Here is a 19,305-nt window from a genome sequence, read left to right as displayed (position 1 = left end):
TCTACCCACCATAAAAGATTTAGTCACTTATACGATTGGTTAATCAAGGAGCAGTCTCACTTCATATGCTGAACAAAACGACATTAAGGAAAAAGGCATTGTCATGAGCGTGTCCCATAAGTGTATGCCCGATCGAATTCTTCCACTCCAGTTTGAAATTAGAAAGTCACCGAAAAAGTTTCGGCAACTGGCTGTTTCATTAAGGTGTTTTGATCCATGTATCAAAAACGGGTGTCAGTCCCCCGTTCATCACCCAGGGTTCTTTTATTTTCGACACCTTGTTCCGTCCATTTTATTCCCGTATTGTGCATTTTCCACAAAGTTTCTGAAAATAAAATATTTTTCGACTTAAGTATATTGGAATATGCTAGAATGAGATATTATTTATTACCAAATTAGGGAGGAACCAAAATGAAAAAAGGGAAATGGACGAGCATAGCACTAACAGCTGTCCTCGGTTTAGGCACATTGACAGCTTTCAGCACCCCTCTATCTGCCCACACTACAGAAAAGTCAACATCCTCAGACGGCGGTCATTATTCAGGTATTCCATTCGATGCAAGTGTTGTGAATGAAGACCGTCTCATCAAAGCCTTGAAAAAACAAGGAAAGATCAAAAAGAATGCCAATGAAGCAGAAACCCAAAAAGCATTAAAGAAATATCTAAAGAAAAAAGAAGAATTTGCTATGAAACAAAGTGCAAGCACCTTAACAGAAGAGCCTGAATTTCTGAAAGAATACAAACAAGAGGTACATAACAAATTAGCCAAAAAGAAAAAGTTAAAGAAGCATAAAGGAAAAGAAGGCAATCATGTAAAACCGGTCAAAAAGGAAAAGTATAAAGGCGATGTTCGCAATGATAAGGTATTGGTTTTATTAGTAGATTTTAAAGATTATAAGCATAATAGTATTAAAAAAGAAGAGACTGATATGTACTATGACAAGTACGATCAGCAGCACTATCAAGACATGCTTTTCGGAAAAAATGGCTACATCGGTCCAGATGGGAAACGAAAAGTATCCATGAAGCAATATTATGAGAAACAGTCTGGCGGCAGTTACACGATCAGTGGAACGGTTGCTGGCTGGTATACAGCGAAGCATGAAGCAGCCTATTATGGCGGGAACGTACCTGATGAATCAGGCAGTGACGGCAGACCGCGTGAATTGGTGAAAGAAGCACTCGAAGCAGCAGCAAAGGACCCGAACATTGATCTTGGTGAATATGATCAATGGGACCGCTATGATATGGATGGGGACGGCGTTTATAACGAACCAGACGGCATCATTGACCATCTGATGGTCGTTCATGCTGGCGTAGGTGAAGAAGCTGGCGGCGGACAGCTTGGCTCTAATGCAATTTGGTCGCACCGCTGGTCACTTGGTGATGTATTTGAAATTCCAAACACTGAATCTGAAGTCGGACAAGGCGGAAAATTAGGCGCGTTAGATTACACGATTGAGCCTGAAGATGGCGCGGCAGGCGTATTCACGCATGAATTCGGACATGATCTCGGTCTTCCTGATGAGTACGATACACAGTACACAGGTGGAGGCGAGCCCGTATCCTACTGGTCGATCATGTCAAGCGGAAGCTGGGCAGGTAAAGTCCCTGGAACGGAACCAACAGGCTTTAGTCCATATGCGAAAGAAATGCTTCAAAACTTACATGGCGGTAACTGGCTTACTGGACAAACTATTGATGGTAAAACATTAAAGAAAAGCAAAACAGTGCTGATTGATGAAGCAGCAACAAAAGGAACGAACCATGATGCGGTTCGAGTGGATTTACCAGATAAAGAGATTGTGGTCACAAAACCTGCTCAAGGACAAAATGCGTACTTTAGCGGAACGGGTGACAATTTAAATGCGACCATGACGACAACAGGTATCGATTTGTCGAAAGGAAGCAAAGCAGAGCTGACATTTAAAGCATGGTACGGTATCGAAGAGGATTATGATTATGCGTATGTAGAAGTTCGTGAAACAGGAACCGATCAGTGGAAGACCATTGCTGGTAACATCACGAACGATCGAAATGAAGCTGGAGCGAACGAAGGCAATGGAATTGACGGAAAATCAGACGGATGGGTAGATGCAGCCTTTGATCTTTCTGCTTATGCAGGGAAGAAAATTGACCTGCAATTCCGCTATACAACCGATGCAGGCTATTCACTGCCAGGCTTATTTGTAGATGATTTAAACGTCACTGCAGATGGAACGAAAGTATGGTCAGATGATGCCGAGGGAACGTCCACTTTTACCTTCAATGGATTCTCTCAATCTAACGGAAAACAATATGCAGCACAATACTATTTACTAGAGTGGCGCTCATATGCTGACGTCGATAAAGGGTTAAAGCATATCAAACGCGGGGCAAGCCTCATGAGCTATAATAACGGTTTGGTCGTGTGGTATGTCGATCAATCCTACGGTGATAACTGGGTAGGAAAACACCCAGGGAACGGTTTCCTTGGGGTAGTAGATGCGGATCAGCAAGTATTGAAGTGGAGTGACGGCTCCATTGCAGCCACAGGTTTCCAAGTACATGATGCAGCATTTTCTTTGAATCCAAGTACGAAGCTCAATATTGATTATACAGCGACAACTGGCTTAACGTTGGTAGATCGCTATATTCGCCCGACTCGTACATTTAGTGATAAAAAGAATTATGTGAATCCAAATAATCCAGATGCAGGGCGTGATGTCCCAACATACGGTCTATCCTTTAAAGTTGTTGGACAAAGTAAGGATCGTTCTGTTGGAAAGGTATTAATTTCTAAAAGTAACTAAACAGAAAGCCGGATTCTACCATTGAATCCGGCTTTTTGATATGGTAATAAACTGTTTTTGATGAAAAGGACGGCTTTTTGGTCGAATGTCTGTTCTTTTTTATTTTGATATCCGAATGAAATCATTATATAATAGAGATTGGAAGGTTTTTCTTTCATACATGGTTCTTTTTAGCTGTTAAAACAAAGGAAAGGATGAGCGTTACCAATGAGTTGTGTCACTGCTAAGCAATTAAAGGTGATAAGAGGGACGATGCAGACTTTTTGCAGCCATTTCGAGTATGATGGTCACGGTAAGCTTCATATCAATACCATCATGGCTTTTATTAAAAAGGAGTTTGGTGTGAGAAAAATGAAAGACATTCCACAAAGCCGCTTTACTGAAGCGCTTGAATTAATACAAGACTTTGATTTATACACGGATAAAATAGAGATTCGTGATCGTCTATCAGAAAGGAATTAACTAAATTGAATATTTTGGCAATAATACTAGTAGGAATTGTCGCATTAGAACACCTTGTCATTATGTTATTAGAAATGTTTTTTATGGAATCAAAGATGGCAAAGAGATCCTTTAAGCTGCCAGAACACTTGCAAAAGGATCCAAATGTAAAAGTGATGTTTGCCAATCAAGGGCTTTATAACGGGTTTTTAGCTGCAGGACTGATTTGGGGGCTCATTCTTGGATCGAATACTGTTGGATATATGATTCAGCTATTTTTCATTCTTTGCGTGATCATCGCTGCGGTATTTGGCGGTGTGACCTCTAATAAATCAATCATCGTCAAGCAAGGAGTACCAGCGCTTCTTGCATTAATTGCGCTTATCCTGACAATTTAATCGTAAATAAAGTCGCCCGAGTAAAGGGCGGCTTTTATCTTTTTCGAAGACCCATTAGACGAATAATGGATGTCAGACATAGTGCAACGGCAACAGCCAAAATAATTTTTCCATACATGACCCCTGTTAAGTTCATCAAAAAGACGGCCAATATGATACAGAGCGTGATGATGATCATCACAATCGAATAGGTTTTCATCTCTTTTCCACTCCTTTAAAAGTCCCCTCACATCCGTGAGGTCTATCCATCTTACCTCATATGATATCACTCAATGACAATTTTACATGAAATTCCCTACCAATAGAATGTCACATATTGATTAGATTTGATGACATGCCATATTTTTTAGAAAATCGGGTATACCATAAAGAGTTGCATCGAAGTTCAATTGCTTGATATTTAATTGCGCAAAATATAAAATGGAAACATGTTAAATCGAAAGGATGATCAAGATGAGTAAGAAAGTGTTATTAGTATCGACAAGCAGTTCAGAAATGAACGGACATCCAACAGGCTTATGGCTAGAAGAGTTGGCAGAGCCATTTCATATTTTTAAAGAAAATGAACTAGACGTTCAAATTGTCTCTATTCAAGGTGGAACTGTCCCTATTGATAAAAATTCAATTCCAGAAGGTGTTCCAGCGCAATATGAAGATGTATATGAATTACTTCAAGACACAAAGGCGCTTACAGATGTGAACCCAGCTGATTATGATGGCATCTTCTTTGCGGGAGGACACGGCCCAATGATCGATTTTGCGTCTAATCAACTGGTAGCCGATGCAATCTTAGCTATTTCAAACAAAAATGGTGCAGTCGGAGCTGTTTGTCACGGCGTTTCAGCATTCATTGATGTGAAGGATCAAGATGGCAAATCATTTATCGAAGGTAAAAAAATCACAGGCTTCACAAACGAAGAAGAGGAAGCTGTTCAGCTGACATCAAAAGTTCCATTTTTATTGGAAACAAAACTTCGTGAGCAAGGGGCAGCGTTTGAAAAAGGAGATGCCTTTGCACCATACGCTGTAGTTGACGGACAAATCATTACTGGACAAAACCCAGGTTCTAGTGCAGAAACAGCACGCCTGTTTGTTAAAACCATTTCATAAAGTGATCAAAAAACCAGCCGTAGCAAATACGGCTGGTTTTTTGTCATAAAGATTTCCTAAAAAAGACCATAACAACGAATGAAATAATGGTAAAATATTCACAGGGTATAAAACCCAATTGAGGAAAAAGGGGATGTTCCTGTGAGAGCATTTTATGGAAAAATCACTGCAGCGTTATTATCCATTCTACTCGTCACAACAGGTTTATTTTCACCAGTATTAAAAGCAGAAGAAGCACCGAAATCAGATGGGAAATTGTCACCACTGACGGAAAAAGCCATTCAGCAAGTGCAAGACTCGATTTTGAAACAGGATGAAGGAACCGCTATCCAAAAGAAGCAACTGAAAAAATCTTTTAAAGTAGATAAGAAAAATGGAATCAGTATCAAACGAAAAGCCGCTAAAGATGGTAAGATGCGTACATCTTCCGTTCGCTCCATTGATGGACTAGCCATCAACCAATCGGTTGTCTTATCAGAGGACGACCCAGTCGATTTATGGTTGTTAAGTACGACTTCACCTCAGGCACTCATCAGCCGAATTACCTCTTCAAATCCCGATTATTTCTTACAATTATTTGTTGTTGATTATGAAACTGGACAAGCTTATCCGACGGACTTGATTCAGCCAGCAGGCAGTCTCCTTGGTTTGACCAATTTACCAGCAGGTGACTACGCATTCGGTATCACAAGCGGTGGAAATTTCGGAGACTCTTACACGTTACAAGTGAATGCAAAAAACCCACCCAATTTCACAGGGGCTGTTTCCCTCTCTTCTACCCTGCAATACTTTGTAGCTGAGTATGCGAATGGGGATGTTTTCGCTAATGGTACAAAAGTGTATAACAAACAATCTAAGACCGCCGATTATAAATGGGAGCGTGTATTTTATTTCTCCTATGACGGAAAATATGATCAGAGAACCCATTCTGTTGAAAGTGTGAAAGTGAAAAGTATTTCGGCACCAGTATCGTACTCTTCTCCTTATGCGAGTTCATCTGAGGCCATTCTCGTCTACTTAGATGTGGAGACGTTATTTATGTATCATGAATCATCGTTTGCTAGCGGACAATACTACCATAGTAGCTTTGTTGATACACTTGGAAAGACAACGCCAAGGCGTTTAGATATTGATGATATGACAAATTACGGCGATCATATTTTAGCTGTTGATTTGAAAACAGGAAAACCAATTGATTTCTTCAGTGTCCTTAATTTTTACTATGCTGCAGGGATCGAAAAGCTGCCTACGATCAGAACGTTGAATTAAGAAAGGCGGTTGACAGCAAATCTACACATGTGTAGAGTAAAGATAATTAAATGACAAAAGTCCACTAGGGGAGTCATATATGACTGAGACAAGAGAAAATCTTGGACCCTTTGAACCTGATCTAGTTTGTACTAGCGGAGGGAAGTGGAGCTGGACCTCGTCTTATTCATGATTGAATCGATAAGAAGGCCGCTCCATTTGGGGTGGCTTTTTCATTTATTCTACTGAAGAAGAGGAGGCTTTTTTTATGACGTTTTCAGCGCAATTAAGAGAAGAAACAGAACCATTATTTGAAGCCATTTATCAGCATCCGTTTGTTAGAGGACTGGCAACAGGAAAGCTGGAAAAGGAACAGATCATTCATTACGTCAAACAAGATGCAGAATATTTACAAGCTTTTATTAAAATTTATGCAGCGGCTCTTAGCAGATGTACAGACAAAGAAGATATTGCCTTTTTCCATCAGCAGATTGCGTTTGTACTAGATAGTGAGACACACCCTCATCAAAATCTTTGCCGAGTGGCAGGTGTATCATATGATGAGCTCCAAGGTGCCCCGCTTGCTCCGAGTGCTCATCACTATATTCATCACATGCTACAAGTCGCCAAGGAAGGTACGCTTGGAGAAATCATCGCTGTCCTGCTTCCATGCCCTTGGACATATTGGGAAATTGGGAAACGAATGCTCACAGATGTGCAGCCTGACCCGTCACATCCGTTTTATGAGTGGATCACATTTTATGGAGGGTTAACCGACTCTATTACAGTGGAGCTTTGCAAGCGGCTCGATCAGCTGGCGGAAGCAGCAAGTGAGAAGGAAAAGGAAAAAATGAAACAGCACTTTATCTTAAGCTGTCAGCTTGAGTACAAGTTTTGGGATATGGCGTTTACGGTGGAAGAGTGGCCAGTTCCATTGGAGGTGCATTCATCATGACATGGAAGATGAAAGAAGTTGTCCTTGCTGTCATTTTATCCGTTGCATGTGGTGTCATCTATTTAGGATGGTCCACACTTTACTTACCCATTACAGCACTTGTTGGCCCAGCAGGAGGCAACATCATGTTTGGTATTTGGGTGATTGCCAGTCCAATCGTCGCGTATATCATTCAAAAGCCGGGAGCTGCCCTGATTGCAGAAACAGCCGCTGCCGCTGTGGAATTACTGACAGGCAGCCACTTCGGTCTTTCAGCCCTGCTGATTGGTGTATGCCAAGGGCTTGGGGCAGAAATCGCCTTTGCTCTTTTTGGTTATAAACGGTATCGCATGTGGACACTGATGCTGTCAGGTGCCTTTGCAGCTGTTGGAGCAATGGCATACAGCCTCGTTGCGAATGGCTTTGGTTATTACACACCTCAAGTTTTACTCATCACACTGATGACTCAAATCATCAGCGGAATGATACTGGGCGGATGTTTAGCGAAAGTAGTGGTGGACGCATTATCTAAAACCGGTGTACTGAATCAATATGCCATCATGAAAGAAAAACGAAACAAAGGTGAACAGCATGAATTCATTTCTCGCGTGCAATAATCTCACTGTCCGTTTTTATGAACAGCCTCAGCCCGTTTTGCATCAAATCTCTCTTTCCATTCAAAAAGGAGAAAAGGTGCTTATTTTAGGACCAAGCGGTAGCGGTAAATCCACGCTCATCTCCGTTCTGGCTGGCATCATTCCAGAACATTTAGAAGCGGACATGCAGGGCGAAGTGATATTGCAAAGACATACAGGCGTCATGTTTCAGGACCCTGATTCCCAGTTTTGTATGCATCGCGTCAATGAAGAAATTGCCTTTAGCTTAGAGAACCGTTCTGTCCCTCGTGACGAGATGGATCGCATCATTCAGCAGCTCATGCAAAAAGTTCAACTTGATGTCGATCCGAATACAGACATCCACACATTATCTGGCGGCATGAAGCAGCGATTGGCGCTTGCTTGTTTACTAGCGTTAGAGCCAGATGTGCTGTTCTTTGATGAACCGACCGCACAGCTTGATCCAGCAGGAAGAATGGAGATATTTCAGCTTCTACAGCAGCTTGCAGCTGATCAGCGACAAACCATGATTTTTGTAGAGCATGTGCTAGATGGTGTCATTGAATGGATGGACCGGGTGATTTTATTAAATGATCAAGGCAGCATCTTAGCAGATGGGTCTCCAAAAGATGTGCTCGCGACTTATGAAATAGAAATGAAAGAGGCAGGAATTTGGAGGCCGAAATTATTTCCCGAGAAATGGTCTACGATCCTTCAAGATCCATTTCATCCAATGAGTCACAAGCTTATGCAAACCTTTGAAGCAAGAAAGAAGCAGAATGAAAAAGTGCCGTCGACTAAGCGGGAGACCATCATTCGTTCAGAAGATCTTCAATTAAGCTACGGGAAAAAGAGGATTATGAGTGATCTTCAGCTTGATATCAAAGCAGGGGATTGGGTGGCGATCATTGGGGAAAATGGAAGCGGGAAAAGCACATGTCTCAAACATTTGGTTCGTTTAGAGCCAACGAAAAAAGGCCACATTTTTTTAAAAGAGACACTCCTTAAAAAGTGGTCAGACCGAGAACTATATGAAAAGGCAGGCTTTGTGTTTCAAAATCCGGAGCTTCAATTCATACAAGATACAGTGTTTGATGAAATTGCATTTGGTGGAAGGCAGCGTAATTGGCCAGAATCCGTTGTGCAAGAAAAAACAGTTCAGCTATTGAAAGAGTTCGGTTTAGAAAAGCATGCAAAAGCTCATCCTTTCACTTTAAGCCTAGGTCAAAAAAGAAGATTGAGTGTGGCTACAATGCTCCTTTTTGATCAGGATGTCCTATTGTTAGACGAGCCGACTTTCGGGCAGGATGAAAGAACAGCGAAGGAATTAATCAGGCGCTTGAAAGAGCGTCAACGCCAAGGCACCACAATTTTGATGGTCACACATGATATGGACCTTGTCGATGAATGTGCCGATCAAGTGCTTCTTTTTCATCAAGGAAAGCATGTGTATGGTGGCACTCCTTATGATTTGTTTTCAAATCAGGACCTTGTCGATGCTTATCAACTGAGAGCCCCGTTGCATTATCGCTATGTGGCTGAAAGAAAGGACGTGCTGACGATTGCAAAGTAATCATTCCTTTCTTTCCACTGTGAATCCAGTCATCAAATTACTCACTCATCTACTTGCGATGTGTTGTCTCATGGCGATATCTGATCCTAAAACAACCTTCATCATCTGGCTGTTTGCGCTTGGTATTGGACTTGTTTTAGGCGGATGGAATTTGAAGTATCTTTTCACAAGACTTGTCCCTTATCTGCTCTTTTTTATTCTCGTGTTTTGGATGATGGCGGCCTTTGGCAAGGGGGATCATACTGTTTGGAAATGGGCATGGTTCCATATGACAGAGGAGAGTTTAAGAAATGGACTCACCATCGCTCTCAGAATGCTTGGCTTTGTGACATTCGGTCTCCTGTTTACGTCCACAACAGATTTGACAGCATTTATGATGAGTCTCATTCATCAGTGCAAAATGTCGCCAAAATGGGCGTATGGGATGCTTGCTGGCTTCCGGTTTATTCCGTTATTTCAAAGTGAATTAAAGCAAATGAAGGCGGCGCATAAAATTAGAGGCTATAAGCAAAAAAACAGCTGGAAAGCCTTTATGCGTTATGCACTTCCTCTTTTTACACAGGGCGTACGAAAATCAGAACGGTTGGCCATTGCGATGGAAGCAAGAGGCTTCACGGGTGAGAGAGAGCGGACGTATTATCATGTCATCAGCACTTCGTGGATCGACTATATGTATCTTTTGCTCATCGTTATCAGTGTCTTGATATGCATGTCCTTTTTTTAAAAATACCCACATTCTCTTGATAGAATGTGGGCTTTTTATATGTCTTAGGTCATTTGATTGATATTAGTGCACATTACAGGCTGTAATAGACCTTATAACGAACCGATAAAGAGGATGTACTGAGAAAAAGAGAGGATGAACGTGAGCGAATGTCACAGAGAATTGATAACATAATAGACGCTTTACCAATCATTGGACTAGCTATGAGAGAGCAACTAACCTTTTCTGTTTTAGGGAAAGAGAAGGTTCTTTATTATCAGCAACATGGGGACATTGACTTAGGATTTAAAGCTGGTGATACAGTGGCTGATGGATTTCAAAACTTTTCGATGTTGAAAAATGGGAGAGAGCCATCGTTTATCCAAATTCCGAAAGAAGTATACGGAATTCCAATGGATATTGTATCCGTTCCAATTAAAGATGAGACGGGTCAGGTAGTCGCTGCTTTCTGCGTGGCCTATGATCAGACCAATCAACAACGATTAGATGACATTATGACGGAGAGCAACGAAGCTTCCGAAAAACTAGTCGCAATGGTACAGCAAGTTGCTGCGCATTCAGAGGAACTACAAGCGACAAGTGAACAAATTCTACAAAATACGAAAACCACTGTAGAAAATTCCTCTAAAATCAATCAAGTGTCCAATCTTATCAAAGGTATCTCTGATCAAACGAACTTACTTGGACTCAACGCATCAATTGAGGCTGCAAGAGTAGGTGAAGCAGGAGCAGGCTTCGGAGTAGTCGCAACGGAAGTGAGAAAGCTGTCAACTCACGCCAAACAAGCGACGACTGATATTGAAACAGCGCTAAAAGATGTGCAGGGATCGATTAAAGGAATGGAAGAAGAAATAGCACAAATTGTCGCTTCTTCTGAGCATCAAGCAGAGCTTGTAGGCACGTTTACAAAAATTATTGAAGGTCTTCATGAAACAAATGAAACGATGAAATCACTCGCAGAAGACTTAGTGAATTATCAAGTGAAATAAAAAATAGATCGACCAAAACCTCCAGATTAATCGGAGGTTTTTTTCGTTTTAAGGTGAGGAACTTGTTAGGATATTGACCGATTGATCGCTGACAGGCAGTGTACACTTCTGTATGATAGAAAAGAGATACTACCCTGGTCAGTAGACCTATTCATAAGGAGGAAGACCATCGTGACACAATCAGCGAGGCTGCAAGAAATCATAGCACCTTACCGTAAAATGTTAGATCAAACTGAACAACCAATGATTCAACTAAATATGAAACAAGGAAAAACAGGACCATACGACAGCAAAATTGCAGGTGATCCTTACTTCCCTAAAAACGACGAATATCCAGTTGATGGCGCAGGACACCCTATGAAGCTTTTGGCACAAATGAATTTTGGCCAGCTACCGAAGCTGAAGGATTATCCAGAAACAGGACTTCTGCAAATTTTTATTTCTGTGCATGATGATCTTTATGGGATGAATATTGACCATAAAACAGAGCAAAAAGATTTTCGGATTAAATTCATTGAAGAACCTTTTTTAGCAGAAGAAGAGTTATTAACTGATTTTTCTTTTGTAAAAATTCCAGATGATTTTTATTTTCCTGTTATGAAAGAAGGCGCGATTACAGGTGAATTATCAAGCGAAACGATCAGTGTAGGAGATTTCCGATTTGAAAAAGTCACAGGCAAACAAAGCTGGGACCTATTCGAAGGTGTAGAAGGTATTGATGGAGATGAAGCGGATGCCTTGCTAGATGAATTTTATGAGACAGAGAGTGGTTTTGGTCACAAATTGGGTGGATATCCAGGCTTTACACAAGAGGATCCGCGTACCTATGAAGACCAAGAGCATACCGTTCTACTATTACAAATCGACTCAGATGATGAAGTGGATATGTTGTGGGGAGACTGCGGAATCGCCAACTTTTTTATCAAACCAGAAGACCTCAAACGAAAAAATTTCGAGAATGTCGTCTATAATTGGGATTGCTCCTGATTTTGTAAAAAACACTCTTTATAGAGTGTTTTTGTGTATGTTTTTAGACTTTTTTGCCCCTATTTCGTCATGTTTGAGAGGTAATATGTCATTCTTTCTAGTTGACCGTATCAAAAAAAAATGTAAAATCATCTTAAAGTCCTCTTTTTTGATAATAATAAAATGACATATCAATCAACAATAAATGCTCGAAAAAGCGGAATGTACTGGGGGGTATCAATTGATCATTTCGAAAGTAATCAATAATAATGTGGTCAGTGCGTATGATGACGAGCAGCATGAGCTGGTCATTATGGGCAGAGGGATCGCGTTTCAAAAGAAAAGCGGAGACCCGATTGACGAAGAACGTATTGAAAAAGTATTTTCCATTCAAAATAAAGATATATCAGAAAAATTCAAAACCCTGCTTTATGATATTCCAATCGAGTATATGCAAGTGTGTGAGGCGATTATTGATCATGCGAGAACAACCCTTAATAAAAATTTGAATGACAGCATCTATGTGACACTGACAGATCATATCACCTTTGCTATTGAACGTCATCAAAAAGGAATGGACATCAAAAATGCATTGCTCTGGGAAATCAAGCGGTTGTACAAAGAGGAGTTTATGTGTGGTGTAGAAGCGATTCGGATTATTCAGGAAAAGCTCAACATTCATCTTCCTGAGGATGAAGCCGGTTTTATTGCGATGCACATTGTCAATGCAGAGCTCAATGAAGAAATGCCGAACGTGATTCAAATTACCAAACTCATTCAAGATATTTTAAATATCGTCAAGTATCACTTTCAAATTGATTTAGACGAGGAATCATTAAACTATTTCCGTTTTGTCACTCATTTAAAGTTTTTTGGGCAGCGTCTGTTTAACGAAACACAAATGGAAAATCAAAATGAATTTCTGTATGAAGTGGTAAAAGAAAAAAACACAGCAGCTTTCCAATGCGCCGAAAAAATTAATGATTATGTTCAAAAAGAATACAACCGAAGTCTCATAGAAGATGAGATGTTATACTTAACTTTGCATATCGACAGAGTGATAAAAAGAAAATAAATTTAAAAAGAAAGCGTTGACATCACTAAATTAACATGATAATTTATAACTATAAACTAAATAACCCACAATCTTTTAGGATTGTTACTGGTCAAGCAGGCAAAACCTAAATCATTGTCCCTATCTTTGATAAGGCATGATTTAGGTTTTTTTATATCTAAAGACATATAAAATTAAATAAAGATCAATCGCTATGAAGGATTGTTACTGGTTAAGCAGGCAAAACCTAAATATCGATTAATGTCTGAATCGCTATTTTTCGGGCATTAATGGATGTTTAGGTTTTTTCTATATCAAGATGTAATCAACGATTGGAGGGTAATACAATGAACCACAAACAAACAGCAAAAGAAGTTTTAGAGCTTGTCGGCGGTGAAAAGAATGTTAAGCAAGTCACGCATTGTATGACAAGACTTCGCTTCAACTTATACGATGAAGGCAAAGCGGATAAAGAGAAGCTGCAATCAACAGACGGGGTCATGGGTGTGAATCAAAGCGGGGGGCAATATCATGTCATTATTGGCAATGATGTTTCAAATGTCTATCAAGCGATGATTGCTGACTCAGGCCTGTCAACAGATGTAAAGTCAGGCGGTACAGAAGAGGCTTCAAAACAAAATGTGATTTCAAAGCTTTTCGATTTTATCTCTGGTGTCTTCACACCGATTCTTCCAGCCATCGCTGGAGCCGGTATGATCAAAGGGATATTGGCACTCATGCTTACGTTCCAGTGGATATCGGATAAAAGCAGCACATATGCAATTTTAACAGCTATTGGAGACGGAGCCTTTTACTTCTTACCGATTCTGCTTGCTGTAAGCGTCGCCAAAAAAATTGGCACAAATCAGTATATCGCCGCTGCCATTGCAGCCGCCGCACTGCACCCGCAGTTAACGGCTTTACTAGGCGCAGGAAATACAGAATTTCTAGGGCTACCAGTGGTTGCCGTTGTGTACTCTTCATCGGTCATTCCGATTCTACTCACCATCTGGCTCGGCTCATATGTTGAAAGATTCGCGGAAAAATATAGCCCAAAATCATTGAAGATCATCCTTGTTCCAACGGTCACACTTCTTGTCGTAGTACCAATTATGCTTATCGCAGTAGGACCGCTTGGTGGGATTATCGGAAATGGCCTTTCAGGTGGAATTGATTTATTGTTCAAACATGCAGGTATTTTGGCCGGACTCTTGATCGGCGGCTTCATGTCACCATTGATCATTACGGGCATGCACTATGCACTACTTCCAATTATGATCAACAACATTACGTTAAACGGCTTTGACTTCATTCTTCCAATGATGTTTGTAGCAAATATGGCACAAGCAGGCGCAGCATTCGGTGTCTTCTTAAGATCAAAAAACAAAACATTCAAATCATTGGCGATGTCTACAAGTATCACTGCATTAATGGGTATTACTGAACCTGCTATGTATGGTGTGAACATGCGATTGAAAAAACCGTTCCTTGCAGCCCTCATTGGTGCAGCAGCAGGCGGCGTGTTCATGTCGATCTTTAAAGTAAAATCATATGTGATATCTGGATCAGCAGGTCTCCCGGGTCTCCCGACATTCATTGGCCCAACATTTGTCTACTCTATCATCGGCTTAGTAATCGCCTTTGTCGCAGCAACGATCATGACACTTGTTCTAGGATTCAAAGATGTACCAGTGAAAGATGATACAAAAGCAGACAAACCAGAAGAAAAGAAAGACACAGTAACACTTCAAAATGAAGTGGTACAAAGCCCGCTTGAAGGTGAACTAAAGCCGCTAAATCAAGTAAATGATGCAACATTCTCTAATGAAATCATGGGTAAAGGTGCAGCCATTGTTCCAACAGTTGGGCGTGTTGTAGCACCGTTCAACGGCAAGGTTGAAACCATTTTCCACACAAAACATGCTATTGGCTTGAAGAGTGAACAAGGTACAGAACTTCTCATTCATGTCGGGATTGACACGGTAAAACTTGACGGAAAGTATTTCACAAGTCATGTGCAGTCTGGTGATCTTGTTCAAGCAGGAGATGTGCTCGTTGAATTTGATATCGAGGGCATTCAGCAAGAAGGCTATGATGTCACCACACCAATTATTGTGACCAACACAAACGATTTTGCACAAGTTGATGCGAAAACAGAAGGCGCGATTTCAGTACAAGAGACACTGCTCACAGTCAGTGTAGAAGAAAACGAGGAGGGCATTCAACATGAACAAGTTAGAAAAAACATTTCCTAAAGGTTTCTTATGGGGCGGCGCTGTTGCGGGCAACCAAATTGAAGGTGCTTATAATAAAGATGGAAAAGGCTTATCGACAGCTGATGTATCACCGCACGGTATTATGCATCCATTCGATGAATCAATGAAAGACTTGAACTTATATCATGATGCGATTGACTTCTATCATCGCTATAAAGAAGATATTGCACTCTTTGCAGAAATGGGATTCAAATGCTTCAGACTCTCTATTTCTTGGCCGCGTATTTTCCCAAATGGCGACGATGCGAAACCAAATGAAGCAGGCCTTGCTTTTTATGACAAAGTATTCGATGAACTGCATAAGCATGGAATTGAACCAGTTGTCACAATTTCTCATTATGAAATGCCGCTTGCACTTGTGAAAAACTACGGCGGTTGGAGAAACCGTAAGCTTGTCGATCTTTATGAAACATATGCGAAAACGTTGTTTACTCGCTATAAAGACAAAGTGAAATATTGGATGACCTTTAATGAAATCAACGTCGTGTTACATGCGCCTTTCACTGGCGGCGGACTTGTATTTGAAGAGGGTGATGACGAGAAAAGCATTCAATATCAAGCAGCGCATCACCAATTTGTTGCAAGTGCTTTAGCTGTCAAAGCAGGACACGAAATCATTCCTGATGCGAAAATCGGCTGTATGATCGCAGCGATGACAACTTATCCGTACAGCTCAAGACCAGAAGATATGTTTGCTGCAATGGATCAGGACCGTAAAACATTGTTCTTCTCAGATGTACAGGCAAGAGGCTACTACCCAGGTTACATGAAACGATACTTCCGCGAAAATGGTATTCATATTGAGATCCAAGATGGTGATGAAGACATCCTAAGAAACCATACAGTGGACTATATTGGCTTCAGCTATTACATGAGCTTTGTGACAAGTACAGATCCAGAGGTTCTTGGACAAGTGACTGGTGGTAACCTATTTGAAGGCGTGAAAAACCCTTATCTAGAAGCAAGTGATTGGGGATGGCAAATTGATCCAAAAGGACTTCGTACAACACTAAACCAACTATATGACCGCTACCAAAAACCATTGTTTATCGTAGAAAATGGATTGGGTGCTGTCGATCAAGTAGAAGAAGACGGATCTATTCAAGACGATTACCGAATTGATTACCTCAGAAGCCATTTGCTAGAGGCGAGAGAAGCCATTGCAGACGGAGTAGACTTGATGGGTTATACAAGCTGGGGCCCAATTGACCTTGTCAGCGCATCAACAGCTGAAATGAAAAAACGATACGGCTTCATTTATGTCGACCGTGATAACGAAGGAAAAGGAACATTAGATAGAAAGAAAAAGAAAAGCTTCGATTGGTATAAACAAGTGATTGCGACAAATGGTGATCATTTAGATGCATAAAAGAAAAAAGACAAACCGTTCATACTGCGGTTTGTCTTTTTTTCGTCAAGGGGACTATGAAGTCCACACTTGATCTGCAATCTCAATCACATGACGAAGCTTTTCCCATTGCTGTTCTTCTGTTAACAGATTGCCTTCCTCCGTTGAGGCGAACCCGCATTGCGGACTCAAGCAAATCTGGTTAATGTCGACGTATTGAGCAGCTTCCTCGATTCGTTTTTTAATCTGTTCAGCCGGCTCAAGCTCACCATACTTTGAAGTGACAAGGCCTAGTACGATTTGGAGATTTGGGTTCTTCACATAGCGAAGGGGCTCAAATCCGCCAGAACGATCATCGTCGAATTCTAAAAAGAGACCATCCAGATCTAAGCCGGCAAAAATCGTTTCTGCCGCTGCTTCATAACCGCCTTCAGCTGCCCACGTCGATTTAAAGTTACCACGGCAAATGTGCATAGTGATCACCAAATCCTCTGGACGATCGGCAACGGCTTCATTGATTGTTTTTGCAAACGACTCACGAAGTTCATCTTCCTCGCGGCCAAAGGCTTTGATTTGTTCCTGACCTTTTTCAGAAAAGAACACTGCCCATGCGGTATCATCCAGCTGTAAGTAGCGACAGCCTGCATCATAAAAAGCTCGGATGGCTTTCTTATACGCCTGTGCCACATCATGGTGGAAATCATCTAAGCTGTCATACACACCTTCATCAAGCTTTCCACGGAAAAAGAGCATATTCGGACTTGGAATCGTCATTTTAGCCGTATGATCACCAGCGATGCTGTGAAGGAATCGATAATCCTCCAGCATTGGATGATCTGTAAAATCAATCTTGCCCGTTACCTTGATGCCCCGTGCTTTTGTCGTCGTATTGTGGAATTGAATACCTTGATCTGCTTCAAATCCTTCGACCCCATCTAATCCCTCAAGAAAGTCAAAATGCCACCAAGCACGTCTGAACTCTCCATCTGTGACAACCTCTAATCCAATTTCCTTTTGCTTCTCCACAATACGAGTGATTTCTTCATTCTCAATTTGTCGGAGCTGCTCTGCGGTCAGTGTGCCGTCTGCTTTTTGCTTGCGTGCTTCCTTGATACGTTCTGAACGAAGTAAACTGCCTACTTGATCTGCGCGAAATGGCGGTTTCGTTGTTTTCTTTCCAATGGTTTGTACTTGTGTCATGCTGAATCCCTTCTTTCTACAGGTTAAAAATCAAATAAAAAAGCTCTTCCTTGGATAAGGAAGAGCATCATATACTGAGAGAACTCTGCCTTATCTTCAAACAAGCATCTGCTTGCTTAAGGAATTAGCACCATTCTGTTCCGAGGAACAGCGGTTGCCGGGTTTCACAGGGCCAGTCCCTCCACCACTCTTAATAAGGTTACCTTTTGATTCAATTTTCTTAATAAACATAATTATTAAACTTTTCCGAGAGAAAGTCAATGGTTTTTACAGTTAATTTTCTACATGAACAAATCAGCGACGAGAACACCCGCTAGTCCGACAAGTGAAAGAACGGTCACCATCAATGTCCACGTTTTAAAGGTTTGGGCCATGGACAGGTTAAAGTATTCTTTGTAAATCCAGAAACCCGCATCATTCACGTGAGAGAACGTAATACTGCCGGCACCTGTTGCGATCACCATTAATTCTGGGCTCACACCTGTCAATCCAATCAAAGGAGCAGAAATACCAGCCGCTGTGAGACCGGCGACGGTGGCTGATCCTAAAGATACACGAAGGACCGCAGCAATCAACCAAGTGAGAAGCAGTGGAGAAAGTGTGCTTCCTTGCATGATTCCTGCAATGTATTGATCAACCCCGCTATCAATGAGCACCTGTTTAAAGGCGCCGCCACCTGCAATAATTAATAAAATCATTGCAATAGAACCGATAGAATCTGTGATTGATTTCATCACATCCTGCATGCTCTTGCCTCTGCCAAGTCCAAACGTGTAGATAGCAAGAAGCACGGAGATTAACAGTGCAATCGCCGGTTCGCCTAAAAACTCAGCGGTTGGCAGTAATGGGGAGGACGGGAAGAAAATTTCTAAAACTGCTCTGAATGTCATGAGCAATACAGGCAAAACAGCGGTGAAAATGCTAATGCCGAAGCTTGGCATTTCCTCTTCTGTAAATTCCTTTGGATTAAATAAGTTCTTTGGAATATGTGCGTGTAACTGATCTTTTTTAAATAGTTTCGTAAAGAGAAGTCCACCTACTAAAACTGCAGGAATCGCTAAAATAATCCCAACTAATAAGGTTTGTCCCATGTTTGCTTGAAAGACATTTGCAATGGCAGTCGGCCCTGGGTGAGGAGGGAGGAAGCCATGTGTGGTGATAAGTGCAGCGACGAGCGGCATACCCACATAAAGCACAGGAAGTCTTGCAGCTTGTGCGATCGTAAAAACTAGTGGAATCAAGATAATGAATCCGGTTTCATAAAATAGAGCAATTCCGATCACAAATCCAGTCAGCATCGTTGCCCATTGAATTTTTCCAATACCGAATCGGTCAATGAGTGTCATCGCAATACGCTGAGCTCCGCCAGAATCAGCCATCAATTTACCAAGCATCGCCCCAAAACCGAGAACGAGTGCGAGGTGACCGAGCGTACTGCCGAGTCCTTTTTCGACGGAAGCAATCGCTTCAAGTGGTGACATTCCTTCTAAAACAGCAACAATTAAAGAAACAATAATCAAAGATATGAAAGCGTTTAACTTAAAGACAACCATGAGTAAAAGCAATAATAAAACGCCAAGTCCGATAAACACTAACGACATGATCTTTCCTCCTTTGTGGTGCATAAGGGAGTG

17 protein-coding genes and 2 riboswitches are annotated in these 19,305 nt (G+C 41.3%); of the genes, 14 read left to right on the top strand and 3 right to left on the bottom strand.

Annotated elements, in window-relative coordinates; all coding sequences use genetic code 11:
• The first annotated feature begins 411 nt into the window (after nucleotides 1-411).
• The 3 genes from MHI33_RS20940 to MHI33_RS20930 all read left to right on the top strand — a co-directional run bounded on the left by MHI33_RS20940 (nucleotide 412) and on the right by MHI33_RS20930 (nucleotide 3,632).
• Entirely contained in the window at nucleotides 412-2,793 is a 2,382-nt protein-coding gene (locus tag MHI33_RS20940) for an immune inhibitor A domain-containing protein (protein WP_340913563.1), read from the top strand.
• Nucleotides 2,794-3,000: 207 nt separating this feature from the next.
• Nucleotides 3,001-3,255: an ORF6C domain-containing protein gene (locus tag MHI33_RS20935; protein WP_034620285.1), complete on the top strand. Its 255-nt coding sequence runs from the start codon at nucleotides 3,001-3,003 to the stop codon at nucleotides 3,253-3,255.
• Between the two features lie 5 nt (nucleotides 3,256-3,260).
• A complete protein-coding gene (locus MHI33_RS20930) occupies nucleotides 3,261-3,632 on the top strand; it encodes a DUF1304 domain-containing protein (RefSeq protein WP_044140337.1) in 372 nt (123 codons plus the stop codon).
• A gap of 34 nt (nucleotides 3,633-3,666) precedes the next feature.
• Here MHI33_RS20930 and MHI33_RS20925 read toward each other — a convergent pair whose 3' ends face one another.
• On the bottom strand, nucleotides 3,667-3,831 hold the full coding sequence (locus MHI33_RS20925; RefSeq protein WP_003214630.1) for a hypothetical protein: 165 nt from the start codon (nucleotides 3,829-3,831) through the stop codon (nucleotides 3,667-3,669).
• A gap of 254 nt (nucleotides 3,832-4,085) precedes the next feature.
• Here MHI33_RS20925 and MHI33_RS20920 point away from each other — a divergent pair, with 254 nt between their 5' ends.
• The 11 genes from MHI33_RS20920 (at nucleotide 4,086) to MHI33_RS20870 (ending at nucleotide 16,492) form a co-directional block, all read left to right on the top strand.
• Nucleotides 4,086-4,742 carry a type 1 glutamine amidotransferase domain-containing protein gene (locus MHI33_RS20920; RefSeq protein ID WP_003215149.1) on the top strand — a complete coding sequence of 219 codons (657 nt, stop codon included), beginning with the start codon at nucleotides 4,086-4,088 and terminating at the stop codon, nucleotides 4,740-4,742.
• A gap of 141 nt (nucleotides 4,743-4,883) precedes the next feature.
• Nucleotides 4,884-6,011, top strand: a complete 1,128-nt coding sequence (locus MHI33_RS20915; protein WP_113767906.1) for a hypothetical protein — start codon at nucleotides 4,884-4,886, stop codon at nucleotides 6,009-6,011.
• 56 nt (nucleotides 6,012-6,067) lie between these two features.
• A riboswitch (TPP riboswitch) is annotated at nucleotides 6,068-6,171 on the top strand.
• Nucleotides 6,172-6,258: 87 nt separating this feature from the next.
• A complete protein-coding gene (tenA, locus tag MHI33_RS20910) occupies nucleotides 6,259-6,945 on the top strand; it encodes a thiaminase II (RefSeq protein WP_044140335.1) in 687 nt (228 codons plus the stop codon).
• Complete coding sequence (locus MHI33_RS20905; RefSeq protein WP_106065962.1) at nucleotides 6,942-7,541, top strand: ECF transporter S component; 600 nt, start codon at nucleotides 6,942-6,944, stop codon at nucleotides 7,539-7,541. The genes tenA and MHI33_RS20905 overlap by 4 nt, the downstream gene beginning before the upstream one ends.
• Nucleotides 7,516-9,114, top strand: a complete 1,599-nt coding sequence (locus tag MHI33_RS20900) for an ABC transporter ATP-binding protein (RefSeq protein ID WP_106066943.1) — start codon at nucleotides 7,516-7,518, stop codon at nucleotides 9,112-9,114. Before MHI33_RS20905 ends, MHI33_RS20900 begins: the two co-directional genes overlap by 26 nt.
• Entirely contained in the window at nucleotides 9,104-9,838 is a 735-nt protein-coding gene (locus MHI33_RS20895) for an energy-coupling factor transporter transmembrane component T family protein (RefSeq protein ID WP_044140332.1), read from the top strand. The genes MHI33_RS20900 and MHI33_RS20895 overlap by 11 nt, the downstream gene beginning before the upstream one ends.
• Before the next feature lie 149 nt (nucleotides 9,839-9,987).
• On the top strand, nucleotides 9,988-10,827 hold the full coding sequence (locus MHI33_RS20890; RefSeq protein WP_106066944.1) for a methyl-accepting chemotaxis protein: 840 nt from the start codon (nucleotides 9,988-9,990) through the stop codon (nucleotides 10,825-10,827).
• A gap of 171 nt (nucleotides 10,828-10,998) precedes the next feature.
• Entirely contained in the window at nucleotides 10,999-11,814 is an 816-nt protein-coding gene (locus tag MHI33_RS20885; RefSeq protein ID WP_044140330.1) for a YwqG family protein, read from the top strand.
• Nucleotides 11,815-12,034: 220 nt separating this feature from the next.
• Nucleotides 12,035-12,868: a BglG family transcription antiterminator LicT gene (gene licT, locus MHI33_RS20880; protein ID WP_065099232.1), complete on the top strand. Its 834-nt coding sequence runs from the start codon at nucleotides 12,035-12,037 to the stop codon at nucleotides 12,866-12,868.
• A 326-nt stretch (nucleotides 12,869-13,194) separates the two neighbouring features.
• Nucleotides 13,195-15,102 carry a beta-glucoside-specific PTS transporter subunit IIABC gene (locus tag MHI33_RS20875; RefSeq protein WP_185108117.1) on the top strand — a complete coding sequence of 636 codons (1,908 nt, stop codon included), beginning with the start codon at nucleotides 13,195-13,197 and terminating at the stop codon, nucleotides 15,100-15,102.
• The gene (locus MHI33_RS20870) at nucleotides 15,074-16,492 is read left to right on the top strand and encodes a glycoside hydrolase family 1 protein (RefSeq protein ID WP_106066945.1); all 1,419 of its coding nucleotides are present in this window, start codon (nucleotides 15,074-15,076) and stop codon (nucleotides 16,490-16,492) included. Before MHI33_RS20875 ends, MHI33_RS20870 begins: the two co-directional genes overlap by 29 nt.
• A 54-nt stretch (nucleotides 16,493-16,546) precedes the next feature.
• On the opposite strand, the gene MHI33_RS20865 is transcribed toward MHI33_RS20870, so the two are convergent.
• Nucleotides 16,547-17,671, bottom strand: coding sequence for a 5-methyltetrahydropteroyltriglutamate--homocysteine S-methyltransferase (locus MHI33_RS20865; RefSeq protein WP_065099235.1), 1,125 nt, complete (start codon nucleotides 17,669-17,671; stop codon nucleotides 16,547-16,549).
• A gap of 87 nt (nucleotides 17,672-17,758) precedes the next feature.
• Nucleotides 17,759-17,871: riboswitch (SAM riboswitch) on the bottom strand.
• 81 nt (nucleotides 17,872-17,952) lie between these two features.
• Complete coding sequence (locus tag MHI33_RS20860) at nucleotides 17,953-19,272, bottom strand: gluconate:H+ symporter (protein ID WP_065099236.1); 1,320 nt, start codon at nucleotides 19,270-19,272, stop codon at nucleotides 17,953-17,955.
• Between the last annotated feature and the right edge of the window lie 33 nt (nucleotides 19,273-19,305).

Source organism: Bacillus sp. FSL K6-2971, assembly GCF_038006405.1.
Taxonomy (GTDB): domain Bacteria; phylum Bacillota; class Bacilli; order Bacillales; family Bacillaceae; genus Bacillus; species Bacillus pumilus.
The sequence above is the reverse complement of the archived record's forward strand: the minus strand, read 5'-3'. Positions and strand labels throughout refer to the sequence as shown.